This is a genomic window from Streptomyces sp. NBC_00210, from assembly GCF_045160975.1.
Classification (GTDB): Bacteria; Actinomycetota; Actinomycetes; order Streptomycetales; family Streptomycetaceae; genus Streptomyces.
The window spans coordinates 125,365-150,157 of the sequence record NZ_CP108120.1; the positions used below are offsets into that span (position 1 = coordinate 125,365).

Consider the following 24,793-nt stretch of genomic DNA (forward strand, 5'->3'; position numbering starts at 1 on the left):
TCAGCCCCTGGTCTGCGGTGGACGCGCGGTGCTGAGAGTGTCGGAGAGCTGTTCGGCGAGCCTCTCCCAGCTGGCGTCGAATTTCTCCACGCCCTCGTCCTCAAGGGCCTGTACGACGTCGTCGTAGTCCACGCCGACCGCCCGCAGCCCGTCGAGTACCCGCTGCGCGTCGCTGTAGCCGGAACGCACCGAGTCGGCGGGCACCTGCCCGTGGTCCGCGACCGCGCGCAAGGTGGCCTCGGGCATGGTGTTCACCACGCCTGGGGCCACCAGGTCGACGACATAGCGCGTGTCGGGGTACGCAGGGTCCTTAGCGGACGTCGAGGCCCACAGCGGTCGCTGCGGTCGCGCGCCGGCGCCCCGCAGCGCCTTCCACCGTGACGAGGAGAACACCCGCTCGTAGTGCTGGTAGGCCAGGCGTGCATTGGCGATCGCCGCCCGCCCGCGCAGATCGGCCGCCCGCACGCTGCTGGCCTTGTCCAGCCGCGCGTCGACCTCGGTATCGACGCGCGAGACGAAGAACGAGGCCACCGATCCGATCGCGGACAGCTCCCGGCCCGCGGCGCGGGCTCCTTCCATCCCGTGGAGGAAGGCGTCCATGACCTGGTCGTACCGCGACAGGGAGAAGATCAGCGTGACGTTGATGCTGATCCCCTCGGCCAGGCACGCGGCGATCGCCTCCAGGCCCTGCCGGGCGGCCGGAATCTTGATGAACAGGTTGGGCCGATCGACCAGCCACCACAGCGCCCGCGCTTCCGCGATCGTCGCCGCCGTGTCGTGCGCGAGCCTGGGGTCCACCTCGATCGAGACCCGCCCGTCGACGCCGTTCGTCGCGTCGTAGACCGGGCGCAGCACGTCGCACGCCCACCGCACGTCGAACGTGGTCAGCGCCCGCAGCGCCTCGCCAGCCCCCACTCCGCGCGCCGCCAGGTCGCCGATCTGCCCGTCGTACGCTTCACCGTGTGTGATCGCCTTGGCGAAGATCGTCGGATTGGTGGTCACGCCCACCACATGGTCATGCTCGACCAGTTTCGCCAGGCTCCCGGACACCAGCCTTTCCCGACTCAGGTCATCGAGCCAGATCGAGACTCCCGCTTCGCTCAGTGCGGACAACGGATTCATGGCACTGCCGCTCCTCTCCGCCGTGCGGCCGAGGCTGCGCATGCGATATGTGCTCGATCGGCGCTTGGGCCGGGGCCCACGCCGCGCCAGTCACGGGGCCTGCCGTCCTCATCGAGACCCCTGCCTCCCCCCAGGCTGGACCGGGGCGGGCCCGTCCGCCACCGGTGGCCAGGGGCCCATCGCAGACCGCGGCACGGCCGCCGCGGCCCGGCCGGAAGCCGAAGTACGGCCCGGGTGATCACCATCTGTCCGACCTCCGTCCACCGCACTGGTCAGCATCCTGCTGCCCCTCGTCCCCCCCGCATGGGCACACCCCACACCAGCGCCCCCGACGTCGCGCTGCTCGAACCACCCGGCTTCCTCATGCTCAACTACGGCCCCGGCACCCCCACCGTCACCCTCGCCGCGCACCCCGCCTACGGCACATCGTGGGAGGGTTTCTCACCTGGCCGGTCTGACAACCCGGCCGCCGCCGCTCAGGGCCTTCCACGTGGTTCCGGCATGCAGGACGCGAGCCGAGTAGCGTGGAAACCAGACCAGGAAACCGCGCAAAAAAGACTCGTATCGCAGTCGAAGGCGGAAGGGTCCTTGTGGCCTACCCACATGAAGCGGCGTCCTCCGGCCCGCGCAGTGCGCCGCTTCCGGCGGATTCGGAGCCGGTCGGTAGCGGACCGGATGCGCGCGGACCCCGACTGGCCTCGGTCGTGGTGTTCGTCCACGACCACGACGCATCGGCTGACTTCTACGGGGAGTTGCTGAAAATGAAGGTCACGGTGCGGACCGCCACTGCCGCGCTGCTCGTGAGCCGGAACGGCTTCCAGGTGTACCTACGCGCCGTGGGACCGAAAGCCGCCCACCCGGTAGGCGACGTCGGCGCACAGTACGTGATCTGGACGGCGGACGGCCCCGACGACTTCCATCGGTGCGAGCGCGTGCTCAGAGCCCGGTCCGACCGTGTCGACACCAGGGAAGGTGAGGGCTTGACCGTAGTCGAGGGCCGCGATCCAAGCGGCCTGCCGGTGCTGGTGGCTTATCCGGGACCGGACGAAGTGGCGCGGCTCGAGTTCATCTCTCGTTACTACGTGTGAAGCGGGAGAAAGCGGGAGTACCCAGGTCACGAGGAGGTCCTTCCATGGCTCGCAGGAGGACGGTGCACGTGCGCCGCGTCTACGAGGCTCCGGCGCAGGCCGACGGCGCCAGAGTGCTGGTCGACCGCATCTGGCCCCGGGGAATGACCAAGGAGAAGGCTCACCTCGACGAGTGGTGCAAGCAGGTCGCACCGTCCACGGAGCTGCGCAAGTGGTACAGCCACGACCCCGAACGTTTCGCGGAATTCAGCCGCCGCTACCGGACCGAGCTCAAAGATCCCGAACACGTAGACGCTCTGGCGCACCTGCGCGACCTCGCTCAAGACGGCCCCTTGACGCTACTCACCGCAACCAAGCATCCCGAGATCAGCGAAGCCGAGGTGCTCGCCGAGCTGCTCCGGGGCTGAGGACAGCAAGAGACTTGCAAGCGCCCAGGCTCAAGAACCCAGGTGGGGGCTTTGGGGCTTTGGTGGCCGCTCGCAGGCTTTGAACCTGAGGACCGGAGTAGGTTATGACCACGACGAATCTGCTCGGCATGCTCTCGCCCGCAGACCGCAACCGGCTGTTGGAGTTCTCGGCCGATGTGTCCTTTCCCTTGGGCTCCCGCATCTTCCAGGAGGGCGCCCGGGCCGATCGGTTCTGGATTATCCGCACCGGAATGGTGGGGATCGACGTGCACGTCCCTGGCCGCCGGGCGGCCACCGTCGACACCATTGGCCAGGGTGAACTGCTCGGCTGGTCGTGGCTGATCCCGCCGCACACCTGGCAGCTCGGTGCGGAGGCCCTGAGCCCGGTATATGCGCTGGAATTCGACGCATCGGCGGTGCGCGCACTGTGCGAGGACGATCCGCTGCTGGGACAGGCGATCACCCGCTGTGTCGCTGCAGTGGTCGGGCACCGGCTTGAGTCCACCCGCACACGCCTACTGGATCTGTACGGGCCAGCCGGCAGCGGACCTATGCCCTGACCGGCAACCCCGAGCGCCGTGCAGGAGCATCATGAGTTGGTACGGCACTCACGCAGGAATCGGTCGATAATGAAAAGCGACCCACTACAGCAAGAGCATTCGTCCCATCGTGAGGCTGAATGTGAACAACCAATCACCTTCGATGAACGGTCCGCCCCCCATCGCCGGGCTGGTCGGCGAGGGCCTCCTACCCATCACGGACGAGGTGGAGTGGGCGGCTGTGTCTCCGCGGGAGATCACTTCCGAAGAGTGGCAGCGGTTCGAGGACTATCTGAAGGAGATCTTCCAGGCGCTGGGGCTGGCCGCCGGGTCGGCGGCCACGGCAGATACACCCCGCCGCTTCCTGCGTGCCCTCTTCGACGCCACCAGTGGGTACGAAGGAGACGAGAAGCTGGTCACCGCCTTCGAGACCGAATGCCATGGCGGTTCGGACTGCCGGATCAGCCAGATCGTCGAAGGACCGATCCCGTTCTTCTCACTCTGCGAGCACCACAGCCTGCCCTTCTTCGGCAAGGCGTACGTCGGCTACATCGCGCACGAGCACATCCTCGGACTGTCCAAACTCACCAGGCTGGTGCGGCTGTTCGCCCGCCGCTTCTCGATGCAGGAGCGCATCGGCCGTCAGCTCGCCGAATCGTTGCAGCAGATCCTTCAACCGCACGGCGTCGCGGTCCACTTGGAGGCGGTGCATCTGTGCACGCAGATGCGCGGCGTACGGGAGATCGAGTCCAGCACCCGGACCACCCACTGGCGCGGCACCTACGACGAGGATCCCCAACTGCGTGGCGAATTCTTCACGCTGTGCGGCCAGCGGGGCCTGGCCGGACATGGCTAAGGACAGCACCGCACATCCCACTTCCGGACCGCCTACAAATCTGCCGGAACGACTGGACCTGCTGTACGAGGAGGCCGGGCAGCCCCGTTTCGGTCTGCCTCCGGTGCTCGCCACGGCATACGGCGGTGATCTGGGCTTCACGCTGCCGTGCGTGTACGCGAACTTCGTCGCCTCCATCGACGGAGTGGTCGCCCTCGGCCCCGAATACCCCTCCTCCGGCTCGGTGATCAGCGGACGCAAGCCCGCGGACCGATTCGTCATGGGATTGCTGCGCGCATGCGCCGACGCCGTACTCATCGGAGCTGGCACACTCCGCGCCTCACCCCGCCACCGCTGGACACCCGACCACGTCTGTCCACAAGCCGCCCCCGACTTCGCAGAGCTACGACGCAGCCTGCGACGCGCCACCCAACCGCAACTGGTCGTGGTCACCGCGAGCGGCGACCTCCCCACCGAGCACCCAGCCCTGCAGTCGGGCGCGCTCGTGGCCACCACCCTGGACGGCACCCGCCGACTCGACGGACGCCTGCCGCCAGCGTGCACGGTACTCACCACAAGCGAAGGCTCCACCGTCCGTATGATCGACATACTCGCAGCTCTACACACTCACGGACACACCACGGTGCTCACCGAGGGCGGGCCGCACCTCATCGGCAACCTGCTCGGTGAGGGCTTGCTGGATGAACTGTTCCTCACGACATCCCCGGCACTCGCCGGCCGTGCCGACACCTCCCGCCCCGGGCTGATCGCCGGACTCGAACTGCTGCCAAAGCAACCGGCATGGATGGACCTGATCAGCGCCCGGCGACGGGATTCGCATCTGTTCCTTCGCTACCGACTTCGCCTCTCAGACGCAGGCGTCAGCCTGCGTTCCACGGTGGCCATTTGATGCGACGCCGATTCGGGCACTCAGGTCGTCGGCTGGTTCGCTGTTGTGTAAACATCCGGCATGTGCCGCACCCCTAGCGACGCAGCACGTGCTACGAACCCGTACCTCGGTCGACGAGAACGGCAGCAGCCGACGACTCTGCGACGCCCGACCAGTTCGGCCCCGAAAGGGGGCATCCGTGGGCCGGGCTCGAAGGTCACGAACGAGCAACGGTTCTGGCTGTCCCTGAGACACCAGCCTTGGTTCGAGGTGGATCCTCCATGGGCCTCACCTGGCGTTTGTGAGACAGGAGGGGGCCTGAGACATGCAAGCTGTTCATAACACCGGCGCATTGCGGTTCTTCGGAAGGGACGCACGCGCCCTGGCTCCGCTTGTGCGGCTGCGCGCGCTCGCCCTCTACGGAGTGCAGACGACGGCGGCCGCCGGCCCCAGCCGAATCCGACAGGTTCGCAGATTCCTGCACGCCTGGGACGGTGAACCCGCATGCCACTAGCCCACGAGAGCGCAACAACCCCTCGGGTTGAAGGTGCGAGCTCAGCAGGACTCGCTCCGAGAGAGGGCGAGCTGTGAACGCTGCGGTCGTCTTTCGCGTCCGGCTGCGCCAACGCGGTGGACTCCCCGAACTCATGTCGATTATCGAACGGTTCACATCTGCCATAGAGGCGCTGGCGCCGTCGGCGGCTGTCGCCCAAGTCGTCGTCACCTACGGCTGTTCGGCACGAAACCGGTCGACCTCGCGTTGAGGCTGCTTGTTCAGGCCGCCGCCTGGCACGGGTTCGACACGGTCGCCGCCAGGCGGCCCGTCCTGGACGGCCGCGGCAATGGCGTCAGCCCGCATGGGTTCGAACGGCGTCCTCTACGGTGCGCCTTCCGAGACCGAGGCTTTCCTTGACCCGCCTCCAATCGCGGAGTTGTACGCGATTCGGCGAGCTCAGGCCAAGGACCTTCGGCGTCTACGAGTGCAGCTCTCGGCCGTCCGACCCGAGGTCCGCAGTCAAATCAGGCGAGTCCGTCGCGCCATGCGATTACCTCGAGCTCGGCTCGGACAGCATCTTGCACCGCAATGACCGGTCGCGCCTGAAACTCGAAGGCGGGGAAGGTCGAGCAGAACTTGTGCACACTGAGTGGATCATCGCACTCCACCAGCATGTGTCCACCCCATTCACCCACCCGGATCACAAATGATTCGACGTTGAAGCCCTCAGGTTCCTTCCACTGGCCGAACACTTCAAGGATCCGCTTTTGGGCATTCTCATACTCTGCCGGTGAACCTTGCGCCCGTTCGAACCAGCTGATCATGTACTTCATTCTCACCCTCGTTTCTGTCGCCGACCGTCAGGTTTCTTGGCAGGGGCCTGTAATGACCACGGTAGCCTCGATCGTGCGCAGGTCTGCTCCGCCACGCATCGGGATATCTCCCCATTTCCGTTTCGGCGGTGGCGAGTGGCGGGTGAGCGCCTCCGCAAGAGGGGCGGCGGCGAGGCGCAGACGTGTGCCCCGCGCGAGGCATCGCCCGATCCGGTGAAAGCTCATGTCGCACCATGCGATGGTCGGATGGTTCGGAAATGCTCTATGTGGTGCCCGAGTCCTGGGTCGTTCTCGGCCGGTGCTCACATCGATATCCATGCATCCTTTCCGGCCGAATGGTAGCGCCTAATACTCCAGCCGCAACACTGTTGAGTTAGCGCTTGACCTGGCTTTCAAGCCTTGCTCCATCACTATGATTTCGACTTCGAGGGTGTAGCGCTGTGCCGAGCTGGGGTACTGGGTTGAGTTCTTGCTGTACTTGCTGGTCGGGTTCTTGCGGGTGCGGGCCTTGACCCGCTGTCGGCGACGCGTCGGCAGGAGGTTGTCCAGGATGGCGCGGCCGATCGTCCCCGCCAGCGCGACATCGCCGGGGTGACCCCTGCGGCGTTGGTGACTTGGTCGCGAGCGGCTTCCAGAGCGACGGTGAAGCTGATCCGGTCGGGATCCAGACGCGGCCGGCTGGTGACCGTCGCCGGCGAGCCGCACCAGCGCCTGGTAGACGGTCAGCAGCGCGTACACCTCCTGGTCGATGTCCGTACAGCACGTGGAGCGCAGGACCCGGCCGTCGAGCATCGTGGCCTTGATCGAGAAATAGGTCGTCTCGACCTGCCACCTCTCGTGGTAAAGATCAACCAGCTCACGGGCGGGGTACCGGGCATGGTCCGTCAGGCTGGTCGCCAGGCGCCACTGCTCCCGGCGTACGGTGCCGTCCTGGTACGTCACAGTGATCCACGCCTCGATGATCCGTACTGGCAGCTTCTCCATGCCGAATGTCGACAGGTATGAGCCGTCCGGTAGACGCTTGATGATCAGCGGGATGCGTCGGGCACCGGACCGGCACAGGAACTCGGCTCCGGTGGAGCGGAGTTGAAGCAGGAGAGGCCAGCCGTCGAAGCCCGTGTCCAGTAGCACGAGCATGCCGTGGGTCAGGCGGCCCAGCAGCCGCTCGGCCTATGCGCTCTCTCCCGCGCTCTCCGGGCCGAAGGCGGCACCTAGCACAGCCCGGGTGCCGCATTCGATGAGGACGAGCAGCCGCAGCAGCGGGTAGCCGAACTCCAGGTCCCCGCCCTAGCCTCCCTGTTTCGGTTCGCGTCGGCTGATCTGGGGTGATCCTTGTGCCGGATGTCGCGGGGCTGCCGTCGGTCGTTGGGCATGCCGAGGGCCCGGCGCGATGGCCGGGTGCTCCTGGGTCCTCGGGTCGTGGGTGGTCAGGGGCGGCCTCGTCTGTCAGGTGGCCGGTCGGGGCAGTGCCACCAGGCGGTCGAACGCCGCGGTCAGTTCGTGGCGCCAGGGCCGTTCTCCATCAGCTGCGCGTAAGCCGCGAGCAGGTCACCGTCCCGCTCGTCCTCGGGGACGCCGTCGCGGAACCGGTCCCACGCCTCGGGGTAGAACCGCCCGGCGCCCCGGTAGAGCCAGTCGATCTCGGAGCGGCGGGTCGTCGTCACCGCCGGGATGACCATCTCGCTGACCCGCTCAGGGTGCCGTTGCGCATAGGCCAGGATGAGCGTCGCGCCCCAGGAGCCGCCGTTCAGCAACCACCGCTCGATGCCGAGGTGCTCGCGCAGCCGCTCCATGTCGTCGATCAGGTGCTGCGCGGTGTTCAGACCCATGTCCGCCGCCGGGTCGCTGCCGTGCGGGGTGCTACGACCGCAGTTGCGCTGGTCGAAGCGGATGACGCGGTAGCGCTCGGGATCCCAGGCCCTCGTCGGCCGCTGCGGCGCGCCCGACCCTGGGCCGCCGAGGACGTTCAGGGCAGGCTTGCCTTCAGGGTTGCCAAGCTGTTCGTAGTAGATGCGGTTGCCGTCTCCGGTGTCGAGAAATCCACTGTCGTAAGGACTCGTCGGAGGGTAGAGATCAACCATAACCATCGATCCTACGGAAGCGATCGTAACCGCGCTCCGCAACTGGAAACCGTGGTTCGCCGCCTATGACGACGCCGATCACCACCTGGTGGTCGGCTGCGCATGGTGCAGGACGGTATCGGCAAGGCCATGAACGAAGCCCCCCGGGGGCCGTTGGGGATCCTCAGCCTGTGCGCCGACGAGGGCCGCGATGTGATCCAGGTGCTGGCGGCGCATCCGCGGCACGCCGGGACGTGGTGAAGCTGATCATCGCGGTCGTGGCGCTGGCCGCGGGCGTGCACGACAACCTGGTCGGCGCTGCCCTGCTCACGCCGCTCATTCACGAACCGGACAGAAAGCCGCATACCGCCCTCTCGTATCAGCGGGCGGAGACTTCACGCAGCCATCGCGCATAAAGCATGGTCGCCGACTTTGAACTGGATCTGCGTATCGACCTCGATGAGCTTCCGGTCCTCGGCGACGATCCTCCCGCAGCGTCCTACCGCGTCGAGATTCGAGCAACCCATGGCCAACGATTCCGCGTACGACAAGTTCAAAGACTGGTTCTCAGGATTCCCCGCACGTCACTCAACGGAGAGCTACACAAAGTCGAGAAAGCAGTCGGCCTTCATCTCCTGGTCCCCTGGCGAAGGCCGCTCAGAACCACACCCAAGGGACAGGAACTGATCGACGAAGCGCACCGACTGCTCGAGCTACGTGACGCGCAGCAGCGAGAAAGCGACCTCAACCCCCGCCGTCAGCCGTTGAGTAAGCTGAATCACGCGCAATTTCCAGCCTTCTGACTACTGTCCCCCGCAGAGCTCACTCTGAGGGGTCGAGCTGGCGTGGCAGAGTTTCTCCGTCCGGCGGAGTTTCCATCGGAGGCAATCCCGCCTTGGCTCGAATCATATCGGCTTGCGCGCGGAGCATGTCTGCATCCGCTCGGGTCCGCTCTGCATCAGCTTGCCCTCGAGCCTGCACGTATTTCGAGATTCCTGTAAGCGTCCCGCCTATCAAGGCGCCGATAGCCGTAGCCAGAGAGACGATTGTGGTGACGACGATAGGCGCATCAGAAGGTCCGAGACTGCCGTGATTTTGGAGTTTCTCGAGTATGTCGCGAGTGCCCACCCACGAGAGGAGTAAGAATAGTGCGACTACAACGCACAGAATTGACCAGGGGGCATCCTCGTGAGGAAGGCCTTCCTGTTGTTCATCACATCTTCCTCATTCGGATCCGGGACGCCGGGCTGGGGAGTGACGACGGGCCAGTATCCGGCTTCGTGTTGCTCTACAAGAACGTTTCGGAGTTCAGCGCGGCGGAATTGGTAGACGGCGCCGGACTGGCGCAACACACCTCGCTGGCAGGCGTCGTCAAGGAAAGCGGTCAGTGCCCAGGGCAACCGGCCCGTCAGCGGCAACCACGTACGCGGCATGGCCACCCACTGACCCCACGCGGTCAAAGTGAGACCGCACCCGAACGCGCCCCCGAGCCCAAACTCAAGCCCGGCCAGGAGCCCGGACATGGGCCCAGCCATGAGCCCCATGGCGATCCCGGCCGGGAGCCCGAGCGCGAGCAGCCACACGAGTATCTGGAAGACCGCATTCCTGCGATTCGTCTTCAACAGGTCAGAGGCGCTGACGGCAGAGCTGATCTCGATGGGAGCTTCCAACCAGGCCGTGAGCCCCAACACGAGCCCGGCGCCGAGCCCGATCTCGGGCGCGAACACGAGCCCGCCCATGAGCCCGCCATCGAGCCCCGTCCTCAAGCCCGAGCCAAACGATCAAAGACCTGTCCACCAGCTCCAACACGAGCGCGGCCGGGACCCCCAACCCGAGCCCCAGCAGGAGCCTGGGGACGAACTTGGCACGTCTCTCCCTGATCTGGCCGTGTATGCGTACGCGCGACGGCCAAGCTGGCCCATGCCTGGACACGAGTCCGTACGCGAGTCCGAAGGCGAGCCCGCCGACGAGTCCGTGCAGGAGTCCGACCATGAGCCCCCGCACGATCGCGAACCCGAGCCCGTGCGACGTCGCGACCAGGTCAACGGCCAGGTTTCCGATCCCGGTCGTCACCCCGAAGGCCAGTGCAGCCAGGAACCCGACCACGAGCATCCGCGAAGAACGGCGCATGCTGGTGCCCAGTTGCCACCATGCGAGGTCGTTGGTGTTGAGTTGATGCATGTGCGTGGCGAGGTAGCCGAGCCAGCGCTGGGCCTGTTCGGGCTTCCATCTGCGGCGATGGCCGGTACCGCGGCCAGCCTGTGCGGGGGCGTAGACGGAGGGGATGAAGGCTGATAGGAGATGGTCTCGCAGGGCTCTGGGGGAGGCGAACTGCGTGGCGTCCAGAAGCGCTGCGGGGTTGTGCCCGGAAGCGCCGCTGTAGAGGGTGCGGGCCAGGCCGACCATCAGCGGGGTGGTGAGCACCTCGGCGACGTTCGCCGCACCTGGGCCGCGCGGCTCTTCACGCAGCCGGGCCAGGACGGGTTCCCACATGCTCCCGGCCTCGCCGCGGCTTGTGAGCGGACGACTGGCGTCGGGCAGGTAGTCGGCGTAGTCGTCTACGGTGAGGTCGTCCAGTTCAATGACGGCCGCCCCGGTAAGCACGCGGGTTCCCATCACCGCTGTTCTGTATTCCTCGGTACGGCTCGTGAGCAGCAGTGGCCTGCTGGTTCGGCTGAGCGCTTGGAGTGCCGCATCCTGCAGGCCGCTGGCGATCTCGTCGAAACCGTCGAGAACGGGAAGGATCCTGTCCCCGTCGAGGAGGACGTCGGCCAGTTTCCCTCCGTGCCCCGCTGGAGCCGCCAGGAAGGGGTAGTCACGCATCAGCTGGCTGCGCATCCAGTCGTCCAGTGAGGTGGCGGCCGGATCCCATGACGCCAGACTGAAGATCACCGGTACCCGGTCGCCGGGGGTCCGAACGCTCAGCCAGTCAAGGACGAAGCGCAGGGTCAGGATCGTCTTGCCCGACCCGGCCTTGCCCAGCACCACCAGCCGACGGGACGGGATGGACTCGTATACCTCTACGATCCGGTCGAGTTGACTGTCCAGTGGGAGGGGACCCGGGTCCGTCCCTGGCGAGGTTTGGCGGATCGTGGCCCAGTGATCGAACACATTCCGGTCGGCGCACCCGAAGCGCACGGCGAGCGGGAACGGGTCACCAACCTGCCGCAGCTTCCTCTCGTGACGCCATTGCCCGGAGACCGCGGAGGCGAGTTGCTCGGCCACCTCCCCCAGCCCGGCATGAACCACCCGCCGTCTACGGCGCTCAATGCTCGTACGCATCGGCGAGCCCCGAAACGAACGGCGGGTTGCACAACCTCGTCAGGTGCGGCTGCAAAGCCAACTTGATGCACTGGGGCGAGATGGCGCCCACTGCCGCGCCCGCATCCGACTCCCAGAACCACACTTTCGCCACTTTCGCCCCCGTGGCCGCCCCGGTAAGCACGCGGGTTCCCATCACCGCTGTTCTGTATTCCTCGGTACGGCTCGTGAGCAGCAGTGGCCTGCTGGTTCGGCTGAGCGCTTGGAGTGCCGCATCCTGCAGGCCGCTGGCGATCGAATGGTTGGTGGTGAAACTGACGCTGCTGATGGGGAATACGCGACGGTCCACAGCTCCCGAGGAGAGACAGCATCGAAGCCGCCGCTGCGCTGCGGGGAAGCGACCACGGCCAGCGGCCGTGGAATCGTCGCCACTTGGCCGCGCCCCAGCCTCGCGGTCCGCACGGCGCAGAGTCCACCGTTGCTTTCCTCAAATGCGGGTTCTCTGTGCACACCAGAGGGGGTGAGAGTGGCGGCTGGTGCATCGATGCCAGGTCGCTGACCCTGAATTGCGCGTTGACCGTGCACACCCGAAAGGTCAGTGCGGGCAGATGGTGCATTGGTGCAGTACCGCGAAGTCAAGTGCACCCGTACGGTGATCGCATCGACCAGGCCGTGCAGGGCTGCCCCCTGGCCGGCGCCTGCATGGGCAGCCCCGCTCGGCATCGCGCAGTAGGGGAGGCACCGTGTCAGGAGCAGTCCGCCAGTCAAGGCAGGGCATGATCCGCGGGCGAGACCAGGCAGTTGGCGTCATTGCCCTGACATGCGTGCTTGCCGCCGCGTCGGCGTGCAGCCCGGGCGGCAACGATTCAGCGGGCAAAGTTCTCCAAGGCCCTTCGACCAGCAGCGCTGCGCCGAGCCGGTCAACGACGCCGGCGGACCCCGCCGAGGCGGCGAAGGCTGACGCCATCGACACCTACAAGCGGTACTGGCAGGAGATGGAAAGGCTCTATGTGGACAGCACCGGCAAGGGCGCCAACCTAAAGCCATACGCTGCTGCCGCTGCCCTGATCAACGCCGAGGCAGACGCCAAGAGCATGCACGGCAGAGGCCTGGTCGTCACAGGTGAGGTGGCCGTCGGCAGCCCGACGGTGACCAAGATCGACATCAACCGCAAGATCCCCAACGTCACCCTCTCCAGCTGCCTGGACATATCGCGCTGGCAGGTCATCCACAGCAAGACCAAGAAGCCCGCAGCTCTCCCGACGGAACGCTTGACTAAGTACGTCATCGTGTCCACCATCGAACGCTGGCCGGAAGGGTGGAGGGTCATCAAGGACGAGCCTCAGGAGCAAAATTGCTGAGCCGTCGGGGCACGAGCGGCTGCGGCATTGGCTCTGGCCTTTGGTTCCTCCGCAGGGCAGGCAGCTGCCGGAGGCGGACCGGGCACCGGAGCGAAGTCGTGCGCGATGTACGTATGCGTCGAAGCCGACGCAGTCGGCTCAGCAGGCACCCAGGACGGTGGCAGGACGCCGTCTTCACACGGCGCCGGCGGAGTCGACGCCATCGAACCGAGCTGCACCTTCCAAACAAGATGGCGCTGACCGGCCCCGACAACAACATCAATCCGAGGCCGGGCGGCACGGGTTTGGTGGGGATGCCGGTATGGATGGCCGCCAACCGGGGGCCCGCGACCTGGGGTCCGAACACGGCCAGCGCCTCCGCCGACGGCATCACCGTCACCGCGAGGGCGACCGTGTCGAAGGTCGTCTGGACGATGGGCGACGGCGCCAAGATCACCTGCACGGGTCCCGGCACGGTCTACAACCCGTCGTACGGGCTGAAGGCCTCGCCGGACTGCGGTCACCGCTACACCAGGCCGTCGAATCAGGAGCCGGGTGGCACGTACACGGTCACGGCGACCGCGACGTGGAGCGTCGACTGGCAGGTTGCCAGCGCGGGCGGAGCGAACGGCCAGCTGACCGAGGTGCGCGACTCCGCGGTGGAGCTCACCATCGTCGAGTCCCAGGCCGTCAACTAGCCCGACTGGCCCGCGCGTTCAGGAGGCATCCATTCGTGAGTACCCCCACCACCTCCGCGACCGGGCCGGCCGTGCAGGTACCGGCCCCGGGCACACCGGCTGCGCAGCCGGTGGCGGCACCACGGATGGTGAAGCAGCGGCGCCGCCGCCCCCGGGGGGGGACGGCCTCGGGTGCGGGTTGAGGCGCTGCGGCCGTCAGGACACTCAGGCAGCGGCGGTGCTGGGCGACACTCCGCTCGGCGGCCTCACTCAGGTTGTGCCAGAGGTGCCACCGGTCCGCGACCTGGACCGCCTGCGGCGCTCCGGCAGTGGCGCCTTCAGCGAAGCACGGCGTGCGATCCCGGCAGACGACCTCGACACCGGGCCGCTGAGCGAGCCATGCGGCCAGGCTCGACGCTTCCCGGTCTGGGAGCAGGTCGATCGGGCGGCGGGTTTCGACGTCCACCAGGACAGTCCCGTAGTGCCGGCCCTTGCGGGTGGCGTACTCGTCGACGCCGACCACCCGGGGTGCGGGCACCTCCGGCTCAGGCAGCGCGTCGACCAGGCGCAAGACCGTACTCCGGCTGACGGAAATGCCAAGGACGGCAGCCAGCCGGGCGCCAGCCCGGCCGGCCAGGGCAAGACCGACTGCGGCCAGGGTGGAGCGCAGCCGCTCGGTGCGCTGGCCATACCTGCGGGTGAGGCCGGGTATCTGCTCCACGAAGGTCCGGCGGAGGCACACGGTGTTCCGACACCGGAACCGCCGAACTCGCAACTGAAGCACGACTCTTCGTCCGGCGCTCGGTGCGTCAGCGGGAAACCGCAGGTAGGAGCTGTGAACCCGGGTCGACCAGGCCCCGCACTCCGGACAGGCGGAGCCGACCGTGGTGTATTGCGCGTCGATGCGCACTATCTCGATATTCACGTCTACCGACAGCACCGCGATGTTCGCGATCGACGGGAACAACAGCTCCTTCAGCCGGAGTGCAACCTCATCCACGGCCCGGACTTTCAGCCCAACCGCCGCAGCGACGGCCGATTTTCGGGCGACTTCCGATGCCGCCCCGAGACGCTTAGCCGTCACTCAGAGTGGCCGTTGCCCGGAAGCTGTGCCAGAACCCGAGTACCAACAGCAGTTGTTCACCGGTTTGAGCAGTGTCCGGGGTCGGGTCAGGTGTAAGCCCTTGCCGAGATCCAGGACGGGCAGGAGGGTCGCCGCGACGTCGCACGCCTCGATCTCCCGGGCGCTGGAGCGCCGTAAGTGCCTCCTGCGCGGCCGAACTTGAGGCCGCTCAGGAAGCCAACCATCAGTGGACGCGGACCAGACGCCCCCGCAGCAGCCCTGATCCTCAAGCGGCTCTCCCCGCTCAAGCACCGCAACCTCAACGTGCTGGGCGCAACCAGCTTCACCGCGTTCGTGCCGCGCGAGGGGCTGCGGCCTCTGCGCGACCCGGACGCGGCGAGCTGGACGATGACGGTGGGGACCGCCCGTTGGCGGACGTGTCTGTGGACGGCTTACTTGACGTCGACTCGTCCTACCGGGTCGGGACCGGTCGTCAGTGCCTCGCACGTGGTCTGCCAATTGGAGGCGCCGGGGTGGAGCTGGGTGCGGAGGTAGGCCGCGGTGAGCCGAGCGAGGGCGGCGACTCGCTCGGGGTTCTCGTCCGTGGTCTCGGCGGCGTCGTATCCGGAGATCCCGCCGAGTCCGTGCTCCGCGTCGAACAGGGTGAGCAGGGTCTTGGGGCCGAGGGCGAGGGTGTAGGGGTCGGCGTGCCAGTCCGGCCCCATGTCCGTGAAGTGCCGGGAGTCGTCCTTGTCGCCGGCGACGACCAGCGCGGGTGCGGTCATGGTGGAGAAGTCGACGGCCCCGATGATCGGCCACTGCTCAGCCATGGGCCCGTTGAGGACATCGCCGCCCCTGCCGGGCGCGGCGAGCAGTACGCCCGCCTTGATCCGGGGCTCGACGAGGTGCACCACGTTCCCGGTGTCGGGGTCGGTGAGCCCGGCGCCGAGCAGGAGGGCGGCGGTGAAGCCGCCGAGCGAGTGTCCGGCGATGGCGACCTTGGTGTGGTCGATCCGTCCGGCGAGCTGCGGCACGGCGTTCTCGATCACGTCGAGCCGGTCGAGGATGTGGGTCATGTCCTCGGCGCGGGAGCGCCAGAAGAAGGGTGCGCCGGGGGCGTCGGCGACCAGGTGACTCAGTGTCCTGGAGGTGAGGTGGGTGGGCTGGACGACGACGAATCCGTGTGCCGCCCAGAAGTTGGCGAGCGGCGCGTAGCCGTTCAGCGAGGAGAGGTTGTTCGAGGGGCCGTGGCCGTGGGAGAGGAGGATGACGGGAAGGCTGGTCCCGGTCGCGGGTGCGGAGACACGTACCTGGAGGTCCACGGGACGTCCGGGCACGGACAGGACTACGGGGCTGAAGGACAGGACCGGGACAGGTGCGCCCAAGGCGTCGGCGGTGGTGGATGTGCTCACGATGTGGGTTTCCTTTCGGTGGCGCCTGCCGTCCGCCGGTCTCCTGCGACCGGCGGCCGGACAAGGCGGTCAGGAGCGCCCCGTTTCGGCTAAGCTGAAACGGAACACCGCTCCATTTACTATCTGGAGCGGCGCTCCGTTTTGTCAAGCGGTGTCGAAGGAGAACGTGATGGCCACCGAGAGCCCCGCCGGGGAGCCGCCGTCCCGAAGCAAGCGGGCCGACGCCCAGCGCAACCAGCAGACGGTGCTCACCGCCGCCGCCGAGGTCTTCGTCACCTCCGGCGTCGACGCACCCATCCGCCAGATCGCGGCCCGGGCGGGCGTCGGGATGGCCACGATCTACCGCCACTTCCCGACCCGGGCGGATCTCGTCACCGCCGTCTACCGCCACCAGATCGAGGCATGCGCCGAAGCAGGCCCGGACCTGCTGGCCAGTGCCGACTCGCCGCTCGACGCACTGCGCCAGTGGATCGACCTCTTCGTCGACTTCCTGGTCACCAAGCACGGACTCGCGGACGCCCTGCAGTCCGACAGCGACCGCTTCGCCGCGCTGCACACCTACTTCCTCGACCGCCTGATGCCCGTCTGCGCCCAACTGCTCGAAGCCGCGGTCGACGCCGGCGACATCAGGCCCGGAACGCAGCCCTACGAGCTGATGCGCGGTATCGGCAACCTCTGCATCGGACGCGACAACGACCCCCGCTACGACCCCCGACGCCTGATCGCCCTCCTCATCCAGGGACTCCAGCGACCTCGGGCGTCCTGATGCCCGCGAGCGACATCGCGACCTGGCCCCTCCCCTGACTTCCACGCGATGTGAACGGCCGCCTCTCAACAGCTGGATACACCGGCAAGCAACAGTGCCCCTGAGCTGGCGCTGTCACTTCTCGGTTCTGGCACAGATCTTGGGGAGCGGTCGCGGAGAGCTGTCTCGGTGTTCGATTGCGAGGGGTCCGGTTCACGTGAGACCGCGTACGCCTTGCCGTCCAGCAGGCGGGAGTGACGCTCCATCAGGTCTCCGTTCTTCTCCGCCGCTGTCGGCTGTATCCGGTGACGGTGCTGGTCATGGAGACCGATGCGGTGTTCTTGCCCACAGCAGCTGTCGAGACGCGTGCCTTGCGAGCCAGGAGTTTGCGGAGCTCCACGGTGATCTGCTCGGGGGCTTCTTCGGCCATGAAGTGGCCGCAGTTGACGGTCGTGCTAGCCAGTTCCGGTGCCCATGCGGACCAGAGCGTTTGGGCGTCGAAGCCGAGGAAGGCACCCCAGTCCTGCTGCAGGACGGTGACTGGCATCCGCAGCTGGTTGCCCTCATCGCAGTCGGCCTGGTCGTGGTCGCACCGAGCCGTTCCGAGCGGTACTGGCCCGGCCGAGCCTTCAGCTGGTAGCGTCTGGTTATGACCAGTTGAAGGAGAACTTGAGTCACGGACCAGGGGATGTCAACCGCCCGACCAAAGGAAAAGGGAGCAACAGGTGTCGAGCCGATCGCGTCACTCCGGGAGAGCCTCAAAAATCCGGGCTAGTGCCGCGTCCCCACAGGTTCGCCGGGTAAGCGCTGGCGGGAGTCGATGCCGACCGGACGCCGCGAGACGGCCGACCCACCCACCGCTTCAACGAGATCCGGCCGCCGACAACAGGCGGGGTGCGTGGGACCGGATCGGGGGCGGGTACCCACCTTGGGGAGGTGTCTCCGCCCGTCCTCCCGTGATTCAGCACATCGCTTTCGACCGGCCGTTCGGCGTCGTGGCCTTCGACGGCAGTGGGATGCCGCTGTTCACCGCATGGCAGTCGGCCGCGCCCGGGGGCGCCGATCGGGGAGGCGCGTGATGCTGGTACTGGAACTGCTGGGCCTGCTCGGTATGCCGGTGGTCACCTACTTCGCCGTGGCTCAGCAATGGCGGGGGCGGGTCCTGCTGCCCTCGGTGTTCGTCCTTCTGGGCGTCCTGCTGTACGCCGGCGGCGACATGCACGGCTGGCGGATGGAGTGGTACCTGGTCGACTGGCTCCTGGTCCTGTCGATCCAGCGGGCTCTGCACAGCCCCACGCTCGCCCCGTACTACGAGGCCAAACTGTGGGACCGGATACCGCGCGTCGAGGCCGACCGGAAGCAGATCGCGCAGCATCTGCACGGCTGGCTGAACGATCCCCGTCTGACCCATCCGGGGATGACCCTGAAGCTCGATCTGAGCGGTGACCTGTTGGTCGCGGTGAAGCTGAACGGCCGATGGGGTCGACGCCGCTACACAGCGCTGGATGGATGCCCGCACTGCGTGCTGGAGTCGCTGATCAAAGGGCTGGCAAAAGAGGAGCCGGTCGAGGTGTTCGAGGAGTACCGCACTGGGCTCTCCAGGCGTGAGGGGTGTTCTGTCGACATCTACTACACCGGCTCCTCCTCATACGGAATCGTCATGCAGGTCTTCGACGCCAACCGCCCGCCGCCTCCGGCAGGAGCGGGGTGCGCGCTCCACGCAGGCTGAACCGAGCCGGCCGATCGAAATCGCCGCGCTCATGGGGCAAGCAGCCCGTCGAGAAGGCGGGCATAGGGTGCGCTGGGGGCCGGCGGGTTCGGCCCCGCCGCCTTCCCACGATGTGACGAGGCCCGGGCTCGCGTGCAGGGCGTTGTCCATTTCGACGAGGACGGCAAACCAGCGTCTGGCGGATGCGGTTGGCAGAGTAGGCAGCTCCGACGGAGAAATTGTCAAGACCTGTGGATCTGCTGACGCTGTTCCGTGCCGCCGAACCCTGCGCTCGTGCCACTTCACCTTGAACCGCTAGTAGGACTCCGTTAGGTCGTTCTCGATCTTGGCGCGGTGTGTGTCCTGGCGGGCAGGGCTTGGTGGCATGTGGTGCAGATGCCGGTCCAGCACCTCAGTACGTCCTGGAGGGCGTCGAGGACTTGGTAGAGGGTGAGACCGGTCCGGGCGCTTTTGGGGCCAGGCGCTGTTCGGTGAGGAAGGCATGGGCGGCGGTCACGAGGGTGACGTGGTGGTGCCAGCCCGGCCAGGAACGCCCCTCGAAGTGGTCCAGGCCCAGGCCGTGTTTGAGTTCGCGATAGTCGTGCTCGATGCGCCAGCGGACCTTGGCCAGACGGACCAAGTCGGCGATCGGTGTGTCGGCCGGCAGGTTGGACAGCCAGTAATCGGTCGGCGCCTCGGCGCCGATGGGCCATTCGATCAGCAGCCAGCAGTCGGGCAGGACCCCGTCCCACCAGCCCTGTTCGGCCGAGGCGGCGGCCTTGACAGCGCGCTCGACTGCTTTGCCTGCGGGGCGCACACGCACGGCGGCAAAGCGGGAGCATAACTCCCCTCGCGAGCCGTTCCGCCAGGTGAGAGCGGTGAATGCCTCCTGTCCGAGGCCGGCGGCCAGGGCTGCCACCGACGGTGCGGGCTGCCGGTAGCGGGGCTGGGGCCAGCAGCCGATGGGACCGTTGCGGTCCGGGGCGACGGGTTTCGCATCAAACGGCTGGGCGGTGACATCCGCGCGGACGGCCAGCACGTAGGCGAGTCCGCGGTCGGACAGGGCGGCCCGTAGGTGCGCGTTGGTGCCGTAGGCGGCGTCGGCGACGATGACCGGCGGCGTCATGCCCCAGGAGGCAAGGGTGTCCAGCATGTCCAGGGCCAGCCGCCACTTCTCGCGGTGCGTGACATCGGGCGGGATACGGGTCGTGGACCGGCGGTCGGTGTCGGACGCCCAGTCCTTGGGCAGGAACAGGCGCCATTGCAACGGGCAGGAGGCGGTGTCGGTTGCCGCGTGGACGCTTACCGCGACCTGGCAGTTGGCCTGCTTGCCCAGGGCCCCGCAGTATTGCGGCGCAACGGCGACCGACATCCGGCCGTCCTTGGGCACCGACACATCGTCGATCACCCAGGCCGTCGGGGCGATCTGCGGCAGCATTCGTTCGCAGATCCGCCGTTGCACCGGCACCGGATCCCAGGTGGACTGGTTCACGAACTGCTGCAGGTTCTGCTCGTTGCCGTCCGGCAGCCGCGAGGCCATCGCCTGGATGGACTTGCGGCGACCGTCCAGCATCAGTCCCCGCAGATAGCAGTCGCCCTTGGCCCGCTGGTCCTTGCGCGGCACCGACGCGAATACGTCAGCCACGAATAGCGCCAACTTCGCCCGAACACGGTTCACTTGGTGTGCGTCCACACACACAACATGCTCCCAAACAGGCCCGACCGGAAGACCTAACGGAGTCCTACTAGAGTCCGGATCTGCGGATCCGACGAAGGGGCACGTCTGTGGCCAAGGTCAACATCAGTCTCGATGCCGAGCTGGTGGTGGAAGTGATGGTCCTGGCCGGGGTCGGCTCACCTCAGGACGCCATCGAGGCGGTTGTGCGTGACTACATCGCCCGTGGCCATCGCACAGAAGCGCGCACCGAGTTGAAGGACCAGAGCCTGCACCAGGTCGAGGTGAAACCGCAGGAGCCTCAAGGCTGATGGGGCCTGCTGGCGTGGCGTCACTCAAACTCTGTTGTCACGCATTCACTGTTCGCGGAAATGGACAGAAGCAGCTCAGGCCGCCGCCCGGAATCAGGTGTGGGAGGGGGGCCACAAGCAGGCGCCGATGCTGCGAAGCCGGCGGTCCCCCGCGTTCTGGCAGACCGAAGCTACTCAACGCAGTACGGCCGCCAGCAGGTCGGCGCCCAGCGCAGTCAGATCGGGCAGATTGAGGGTGTAGCGGACGTAACGACCGTTCCGCCGGGCCGTGAGCAGGCCAGCGCGGCGCAGGACGGAGAGGTGGCGGGAAACCTCCGGGGGTGAAAGTTCCCAGGCGTGGGCCAGCTCACCGGTGGTGTGCGGGCCGCGGGCCAGGGTACGCAGCAGCCGCAGCCGTACCGGATGTGCGAGTGCCTCCAGCCGTAGTGTGACCGTTTCCAGCGATACCGGCTCTGATGGACGCGGCTCGGCCACGGGGTACTGCACCACCGGCTGCCACCCGGACGCGTGGACCGCCACCAGGTGCGGGCTGCCGAAGACACTGGGGATGAAGGTGACCCCGGTGCCGTGCGCGGCGGTCGCCTTGTCCTGCAGCTTGTCCACGATGATGCAGTCGCCGCCCGGTGCCAGGGTGACTGCGTCGGAGACCGATGCGAGTGCCGCCCCGATCCCCTGGCGCTTCAGCAGGTCGTTCTTCAGGCGCAGGTCGCTGGCGAGCTGCACGGCGACGCCCGCCCAGGCGGCGTCGAAGAAGGCCTCGGCACACTGTTCGAGGGTGTGGCGCACCCGCGCCCGTACAGCCGCCGGGTCCGCGAGCAGCCGTTCCGCGAAGGCCTCTTGCCGCGCGCCGCGGGCCTGTGCCAGCTCCAGCGCCCGCTCGCGCGCAGTCACGTCAGTGAGCGGCGACGGCGCGGCAAAGTGGACCCGGTTGCCGCCGCACGTGGTGACGAGCGCGGCGGTCACATACGTTTCGTCGTCGATCCGGTCCACGTCGTCCAGCTCCTCGGCGAGGGTCGGCCGAGGTCGGGCGGGGACCAGGAAGTCGGCCTGTGAGGAACGCCAGAGGAACTCCGCCTCCCGCAACCGCTCGGCCAGCTCCGGCCGCAGCCCGGCCCAGACATCCCCGGCCCAGCTGGCGAGCTGCGGATGATGCCCGGGTTCGGCCAGCACGTGCAGCATCGCGGTCAATTCGGCCAGCGGGGAGGCGGCGAACCGCAGTCGCTCGGACGGCAGGCCGCTGATGTCGATCCTCAACGTCACCCCCTCAGCATCCCTGACCGGATGACCGGCGACGGCGTCGGTTGACGGTGTCCGTCAACCGACGTACCCAGCCCGGCGGCCGAACGCACCGTTGACACCATGGCAACCACCACCAAGATCCAGCCCCGCGCCCTCGTCCGTGCCTCCGGAGGCCCCCGCTATCCCGTCGCCCTGGCCCTGGACGCGCTCGGCACCGGCCTGCTGCGGCCCTTTTCTGCTGCTGCTCTACCAGCGGGCATCGGACAGATCACTCGGATACGCACGTCGTCCAGTCATGCCCTGGACGTACCGCCCGACGGCGAGTGCGCCCAGGCGCGCAGTAACACCAGCCGAGGCGGACTCGCGCAACGGTGCGTCCTGGGATGAGACAGGTGCCGGAACGAACACCGCTCGATCGCAGTGGCCTTCGGGGGCTGCACCGAGCCGTCGAACGTAAGGCGGTCATGCCTGCCCGATTCGGTTCCAGCTGCCGGCTTCGGATTGCATCGCCCCGACCCGTTATACCTGCCAGCGATCGAGGACATGCCAAAGCCTGCGGGCCGACCGCGAACGCACGAGGGCCATGGATGCGGAGAAGCGGCCCCGTGCGCGGCTGACCTCGCAGGTGCGCCCCTTGCGGAGGGCCTTCTATCGCTGCGGGGCGATACCCAGCGGCCCTGGACTTCCCCGGCTACGTCTTCGGCCTGGACCGCCCCGCCGACGGCCAGAGCCTGATGCCGGCCATCTCCGAACGCCTCGGCCGCCGGCAACGACGAACAGATCTGAGCCCCGCCGGAGCTCGGTCCTGCCCGGGCGCCACCGGCACCTCGCCGTCGGCGAGTGACGGTCATAGTCGGCCTGGGGCGCGCGGGAGCCCGGAGGGCGCCTGCAGCAGGCTGACGGCCGCCCCAACATCCTGCGTCACGCATTCTGTTCGGGGCCGCCACCAGGGTGTCGCCCGCATGGGCGATCAGCGCCTGGGGGCCATGGAGAGCGCGGCGTAACGGGCGCCAGTGCGGTGCCGGCGCCGCGGGCGTCAGCCGCCCGCCCGGAGCACCGCTGCCACCAGCGGCCCCGCCGACTTGCCTCCGCGCCCGCCCTGTTGGACCACCGCCGCCGCGGCCAGGTCGCCGCGCCATGCGGTGAACCAGCCGTTGGGTTTCTTCTGGCCGTCGACCTCGGCCGAGCCCGTCTTGCCTCCGATGTCTGAGCCCAGGCCGGCCATGGCCTCGGCGGCGGAGCCCGACGTCGCGGTGTAGCTCAGCAGTTCGTGCAGCTGCGTCTGCGCGGACGCCTCCAGCTTGCGCTGGGCCGTCGCGAGCGTGCGGTCGTCGACGTTGGGCGAGACCAGGTACGGCTGCCGGAAGATGCCGGTCTTGGCCGTGGAGATGATGGACGCGACATTGAGCGGGTTCATCCGTACCCCGCCCTGCCCGATGAGCGATGCCGCCATCTGCGCATTGCTCTGCACCGGCACCGCGCCGTCGAAGCTCGACACCCCTGTCGACCAGTTGTTCAGACCCAGCCCGAAGACCTGCTGGGCCTGCTTGGTCAGATCGTCGTCGTCGAGCTTGTCGGCCTGCGTGATGAAGGCGGTGTTGCAGGAGGCCGCGAAGCTCGAACGGAACGTACCGTTCTTGATCTCGAAGTTCTCCACGTTCTGGAACTTCCAGCCGCCGTACGACGCGTACTTGGGGCACGGATGCTGCTTGTCGATCGAGGTGAGGTCCTTCTCCAGCAGCATCGACGCGGTCACGATCTTCATCGTGGAGCCGGGTGCCAGGGACCCCTGGAGCGCCGTGTTGAAGCCATGGCTCGAATTGGCCGCCGCGAGGATCTCGCCCGTCGACGGCTTCATGACGACGACGGACGCTCGCTCGCGTTCGCCCACTTCGTGCTCGGCGGCCGCCTGCGCGGTCGCGCTGAGCGTGGTCCGCAGCGTTCCGGGTATGCCCTTGGACAGCGTCAGCAGCGTCTTGCCGGGAGGCTGGTCCTCGCTCTCCTGCGCGCCCTTCTCCCTCTTCTTCGCGCTGTCCCCGCGGACCACTCGCAGCTCGACCCCCGCCGTACCCCCGGCCTTTCTGCCGTACTTCTCCCGCAGGCCGTCCAGGACGGTGCCGAGCGAGGGGTACTTCGCCGTGGTGAGCTCGGCGCCGTTTCGGTCCAATGCCTTGATCGGCGGGTCCCCGGCCTCGCCCGTGACCAGCGTGTCGTCCTCTTTCAGGTCCGGGTGCACCACCGACGGCTGCCAGCCGACCAGCGGCTTGCCGTCCTCGGCCCGGACGACCGTGAGCGCGGAGTCGTAGCTGAGGGGCTTGCTCTTCCCCTTGTACGAGACCGTAGCCGAGACCCTGAACGTCACCTTCGGCCCGGACGCCTTGCCACGGGTCAGCGTCACCTCGTCGATGTGCGCGTCCTTGCGGTACCCGGACAGCGCGGCCCGCGCCGCCGCTGCCTGGTCTGTGAACGCTGCGGCGTTCGCGGCATCGCCCCGCTGCCAGGCGGTGAGGAACCCGTCGGCCGTGGCCCGGACCTCCGCGGCCGTCACCGGGCGTGCTTTGAGTGTCTTCGCAGCGCCGTCGGCCGTGCTGTCCTCGCCCGCCGCGTCGCCGCTGTACATGCTGTACGCGGCGAACCCCGCACCGCCCACGACCACCGCGACCACCCCGCCGATCACGGCAGGCTTCGTTCTGCTGCGCGCGGCGCGCCTTCTGTTGCCCACAAGTCCTCCGCTGTTCCACACTCCCCAGGCTCCTCACCGAGGCCCCCACCCTAGGGGCGGCGGGCGCAGGGTCAACCACTCAGCCCCCGCCCGCACCACGGCCACCACGATGGGGCCCGCCGCGTCGCCGCCATGGCTGCACTCTAGGTTTGGCGCAGCCGCCCACACGACTTCGGCCGGGTTGAGGTCGGGCGTGTAGGCGGGAAGCGGAATACTGTCAGCCACCGCCCGGCCCGACCCGAACCCGCACCTTCGGCCCTGCCCAGGGCCCGCAGCGGCAAAGCCATCCTCGCTGCTGGTGATCCGGTCGAGCCTTCGAATCCAATGTTCTACGCCGTGCCGGAATCGTCATTCATTCCTGGTAACTCTGC

The 24,793-nt window shown here is 67.6% G+C and carries 24 protein-coding genes and 2 pseudogenes; 14 read left to right on the top strand and 12 right to left on the bottom strand.

The features are described 5' to 3' along the window. A complete protein-coding gene (gene tal, locus OG729_RS00740; protein ID WP_405803571.1) occupies positions 1-1,164 on the bottom strand; it encodes a transaldolase in 1,164 nt (387 codons plus the stop codon). A gap of 548 nt (positions 1,165-1,712) precedes the next feature. Here tal and OG729_RS00745 point away from each other — a divergent pair. The 5 genes from OG729_RS00745 (at position 1,713) to OG729_RS00765 (ending at position 4,901) form a co-directional block, all read left to right on the top strand. Beyond that, complete coding sequence (locus OG729_RS00745) at positions 1,713-2,210, top strand: VOC family protein (RefSeq protein ID WP_405803572.1); 498 nt, start codon at positions 1,713-1,715, stop codon at positions 2,208-2,210. Between the two features lie 44 nt (positions 2,211-2,254). After that, positions 2,255-2,617 (top strand): DUF488 family protein, encoded by a 363-nt coding sequence (locus tag OG729_RS00750; protein ID WP_360884817.1) that lies wholly within the window; start codon positions 2,255-2,257, stop codon positions 2,615-2,617. A 104-nt stretch (positions 2,618-2,721) separates the two neighbouring features. Continuing rightward, the gene (locus tag OG729_RS00755; protein ID WP_360884814.1) at positions 2,722-3,177 is read left to right on the top strand and encodes a cyclic nucleotide-binding domain-containing protein; all 456 of its coding nucleotides are present in this window, start codon (positions 2,722-2,724) and stop codon (positions 3,175-3,177) included. A 142-nt stretch (positions 3,178-3,319) separates the two neighbouring features. Then, positions 3,320-4,012: a GTP cyclohydrolase I gene (gene folE / locus OG729_RS00760; protein ID WP_360884811.1), complete on the top strand. Its 693-nt coding sequence runs from the start codon at positions 3,320-3,322 to the stop codon at positions 4,010-4,012. Then, positions 4,005-4,901, top strand: a complete 897-nt coding sequence (locus OG729_RS00765; RefSeq protein WP_405803574.1) for a RibD family protein — start codon at positions 4,005-4,007, stop codon at positions 4,899-4,901. Before folE ends, OG729_RS00765 begins: the two co-directional genes overlap by 8 nt. 999 nt (positions 4,902-5,900) lie before the next feature. On the opposite strand, the gene OG729_RS00770 is transcribed toward OG729_RS00765, so the two are convergent. From OG729_RS00770 to OG729_RS00780, 3 genes and pseudogenes are all read right to left on the bottom strand, one after another. After that, the gene (locus OG729_RS00770; protein ID WP_217621945.1) at positions 5,901-6,200 is read right to left on the bottom strand and encodes a DUF3303 domain-containing protein; all 300 of its coding nucleotides are present in this window, start codon (positions 6,198-6,200) and stop codon (positions 5,901-5,903) included. 354 nt (positions 6,201-6,554) lie between these two features. Further along, complete coding sequence (locus OG729_RS00775; RefSeq protein WP_405810999.1) at positions 6,555-7,370, bottom strand: transposase; 816 nt, start codon at positions 7,368-7,370, stop codon at positions 6,555-6,557. 353 nt (positions 7,371-7,723) lie between these two features. Then, a pseudogene (locus OG729_RS00780) lies at positions 7,724-8,290 on the bottom strand (alpha/beta fold hydrolase); the annotation flags it as partial. A 236-nt stretch (positions 8,291-8,526) separates the two neighbouring features. Here OG729_RS00780 and OG729_RS00785 point away from each other — a divergent pair. Both OG729_RS00785 and OG729_RS00790 read left to right on the top strand, forming a co-directional pair. Next, the gene (locus tag OG729_RS00785; protein WP_405803575.1) at positions 8,527-8,685 is read left to right on the top strand and encodes a hypothetical protein; all 159 of its coding nucleotides are present in this window, start codon (positions 8,527-8,529) and stop codon (positions 8,683-8,685) included. Positions 8,686-8,688: 3 nt separating this feature from the next. Beyond that, positions 8,689-9,072 (top strand): hypothetical protein, encoded by a 384-nt coding sequence (locus OG729_RS00790; RefSeq protein ID WP_405803577.1) that lies wholly within the window; start codon positions 8,689-8,691, stop codon positions 9,070-9,072. Between the two features lie 823 nt (positions 9,073-9,895). On the opposite strand, the gene OG729_RS00795 is transcribed toward OG729_RS00790, so the two are convergent. Next, on the bottom strand, positions 9,896-11,551 hold the full coding sequence (locus OG729_RS00795) for an NACHT domain-containing protein (protein WP_405803578.1): 1,656 nt from the start codon (positions 11,549-11,551) through the stop codon (positions 9,896-9,898). Continuing rightward, complete coding sequence (locus tag OG729_RS00800; RefSeq protein WP_405803580.1) at positions 11,535-11,879, bottom strand: hypothetical protein; 345 nt, start codon at positions 11,877-11,879, stop codon at positions 11,535-11,537. Before OG729_RS00800 ends, OG729_RS00795 begins: the two co-directional genes overlap by 17 nt. Positions 11,880-12,354: 475 nt before the next feature. Between OG729_RS00800 and OG729_RS00805 the strand changes: the two genes are divergently transcribed. Both OG729_RS00805 and OG729_RS00810 read left to right on the top strand, forming a co-directional pair. Then, positions 12,355-12,891: a hypothetical protein gene (locus OG729_RS00805; RefSeq protein WP_405803582.1), complete on the top strand. Its 537-nt coding sequence runs from the start codon at positions 12,355-12,357 to the stop codon at positions 12,889-12,891. A 230-nt stretch (positions 12,892-13,121) separates the two neighbouring features. Then, positions 13,122-13,568: an ATP/GTP-binding protein gene (locus OG729_RS00810; protein ID WP_405803583.1), complete on the top strand. Its 447-nt coding sequence runs from the start codon at positions 13,122-13,124 to the stop codon at positions 13,566-13,568. On the opposite strand, the gene OG729_RS00815 is transcribed toward OG729_RS00810, so the two are convergent. After that, a complete protein-coding gene (locus tag OG729_RS00815) occupies positions 13,561-14,547 on the bottom strand; it encodes an ISL3 family transposase (protein ID WP_405803584.1) in 987 nt (328 codons plus the stop codon). The genes OG729_RS00810 and OG729_RS00815 overlap by 8 nt on opposite strands. 515 nt (positions 14,548-15,062) lie before the next feature. Further along, the gene (locus OG729_RS00820; protein WP_405803586.1) at positions 15,063-16,022 is read right to left on the bottom strand and encodes an alpha/beta hydrolase family protein; all 960 of its coding nucleotides are present in this window, start codon (positions 16,020-16,022) and stop codon (positions 15,063-15,065) included. A gap of 169 nt (positions 16,023-16,191) precedes the next feature. On the opposite strand from OG729_RS00820, the gene OG729_RS00825 reads away from it, so the two are divergent. After that, positions 16,192-16,788: a TetR/AcrR family transcriptional regulator gene (locus tag OG729_RS00825; protein ID WP_405803587.1), complete on the top strand. Its 597-nt coding sequence runs from the start codon at positions 16,192-16,194 to the stop codon at positions 16,786-16,788. Positions 16,789-17,140: 352 nt separating this feature from the next. Here the strand turns inward: OG729_RS00825 and OG729_RS00830 are convergent. Then, positions 17,141-17,356, bottom strand: a pseudogene (locus OG729_RS00830) (alpha/beta hydrolase); the annotation flags it as partial. A gap of 367 nt (positions 17,357-17,723) precedes the next feature. Here OG729_RS00830 and OG729_RS00835 point away from each other — a divergent pair. Continuing rightward, positions 17,724-17,846 (top strand): hypothetical protein, encoded by a 123-nt coding sequence (locus tag OG729_RS00835; protein ID WP_405803588.1) that lies wholly within the window; start codon positions 17,724-17,726, stop codon positions 17,844-17,846. After that, positions 17,846-18,496 (top strand): hypothetical protein, encoded by a 651-nt coding sequence (locus tag OG729_RS00840; RefSeq protein WP_405803590.1) that lies wholly within the window; start codon positions 17,846-17,848, stop codon positions 18,494-18,496. Before OG729_RS00835 ends, OG729_RS00840 begins: the two co-directional genes overlap by 1 nt. A 391-nt stretch (positions 18,497-18,887) precedes the next feature. On the opposite strand, the gene OG729_RS00845 is transcribed toward OG729_RS00840, so the two are convergent. Next, the gene (locus tag OG729_RS00845) at positions 18,888-20,168 is read right to left on the bottom strand and encodes an IS701 family transposase (RefSeq protein ID WP_405803592.1); all 1,281 of its coding nucleotides are present in this window, start codon (positions 20,166-20,168) and stop codon (positions 18,888-18,890) included. Between the two features lie 92 nt (positions 20,169-20,260). On the opposite strand from OG729_RS00845, the gene OG729_RS00850 reads away from it, so the two are divergent. Continuing rightward, on the top strand, positions 20,261-20,461 hold the full coding sequence (locus tag OG729_RS00850) for a type II toxin-antitoxin system VapB family antitoxin (protein ID WP_405803594.1): 201 nt from the start codon (positions 20,261-20,263) through the stop codon (positions 20,459-20,461). A 174-nt stretch (positions 20,462-20,635) separates the two neighbouring features. Here the strand turns inward: OG729_RS00850 and OG729_RS00855 are convergent, their stop codons facing one another. Next, the gene (locus OG729_RS00855; RefSeq protein ID WP_405803595.1) at positions 20,636-21,721 is read right to left on the bottom strand and encodes a DUF5937 family protein; all 1,086 of its coding nucleotides are present in this window, start codon (positions 21,719-21,721) and stop codon (positions 20,636-20,638) included. Positions 21,722-21,820: 99 nt separating this feature from the next. Here OG729_RS00855 and OG729_RS00860 point away from each other — a divergent pair, with 99 nt between their 5' ends. Next, positions 21,821-22,087: a hypothetical protein gene (locus OG729_RS00860; protein ID WP_405811451.1), complete on the top strand. Its 267-nt coding sequence runs from the start codon at positions 21,821-21,823 to the stop codon at positions 22,085-22,087. Between the two features lie 649 nt (positions 22,088-22,736). Here the strand turns inward: OG729_RS00860 and OG729_RS00865 are convergent. Beyond that, positions 22,737-24,422: a penicillin-binding transpeptidase domain-containing protein gene (locus tag OG729_RS00865; RefSeq protein WP_405803596.1), complete on the bottom strand. Its 1,686-nt coding sequence runs from the start codon at positions 24,420-24,422 to the stop codon at positions 22,737-22,739. Between the last annotated feature and the right edge of the window lie 371 nt (positions 24,423-24,793).

Bases quoted from the DNA above. Each gene is read 5' to 3' on its own strand.
- tal (WP_405803571.1), bottom strand. From the start codon at position 1,164: ATGCGCAGCCTCGGCCGCACGGCGGAGAGGAGCGGCAGTGCCATGAAT.
- OG729_RS00750 (WP_360884817.1), top strand. From the start codon at position 2,255: ATGGCTCGCAGGAGGACGGTGCACGTGCGCCGCGTCTACGAGGCTCCG.
- OG729_RS00755 (WP_360884814.1), top strand. From the start codon at position 2,722: ATGACCACGACGAATCTGCTCGGCATGCTCTCGCCCGCAGACCGCAAC.
- folE (WP_360884811.1), top strand. From the start codon at position 3,320: ATGAACGGTCCGCCCCCCATCGCCGGGCTGGTCGGCGAGGGCCTCCTA.
- OG729_RS00765 (WP_405803574.1), top strand. From the start codon at position 4,005: ATGGCTAAGGACAGCACCGCACATCCCACTTCCGGACCGCCTACAAAT.
- OG729_RS00770 (WP_217621945.1), bottom strand. From the start codon at position 6,200: ATGATCAGCTGGTTCGAACGGGCGCAAGGTTCACCGGCAGAGTATGAG.
- OG729_RS00790 (WP_405803577.1), top strand. From the start codon at position 8,689: ATGGTCGCCGACTTTGAACTGGATCTGCGTATCGACCTCGATGAGCTT.
- OG729_RS00795 (WP_405803578.1), bottom strand. From the start codon at position 11,551: ATGCGTACGAGCATTGAGCGCCGTAGACGGCGGGTGGTTCATGCCGGG.
- OG729_RS00810 (WP_405803583.1), top strand. From the start codon at position 13,122: ATGGCGCTGACCGGCCCCGACAACAACATCAATCCGAGGCCGGGCGGC.
- OG729_RS00825 (WP_405803587.1), top strand. From the start codon at position 16,192: ATGGCCACCGAGAGCCCCGCCGGGGAGCCGCCGTCCCGAAGCAAGCGG.
- OG729_RS00840 (WP_405803590.1), top strand. From the start codon at position 17,846: ATGCTGGTACTGGAACTGCTGGGCCTGCTCGGTATGCCGGTGGTCACC.
- OG729_RS00860 (WP_405811451.1), top strand. From the start codon at position 21,821: ATGGCAACCACCACCAAGATCCAGCCCCGCGCCCTCGTCCGTGCCTCC.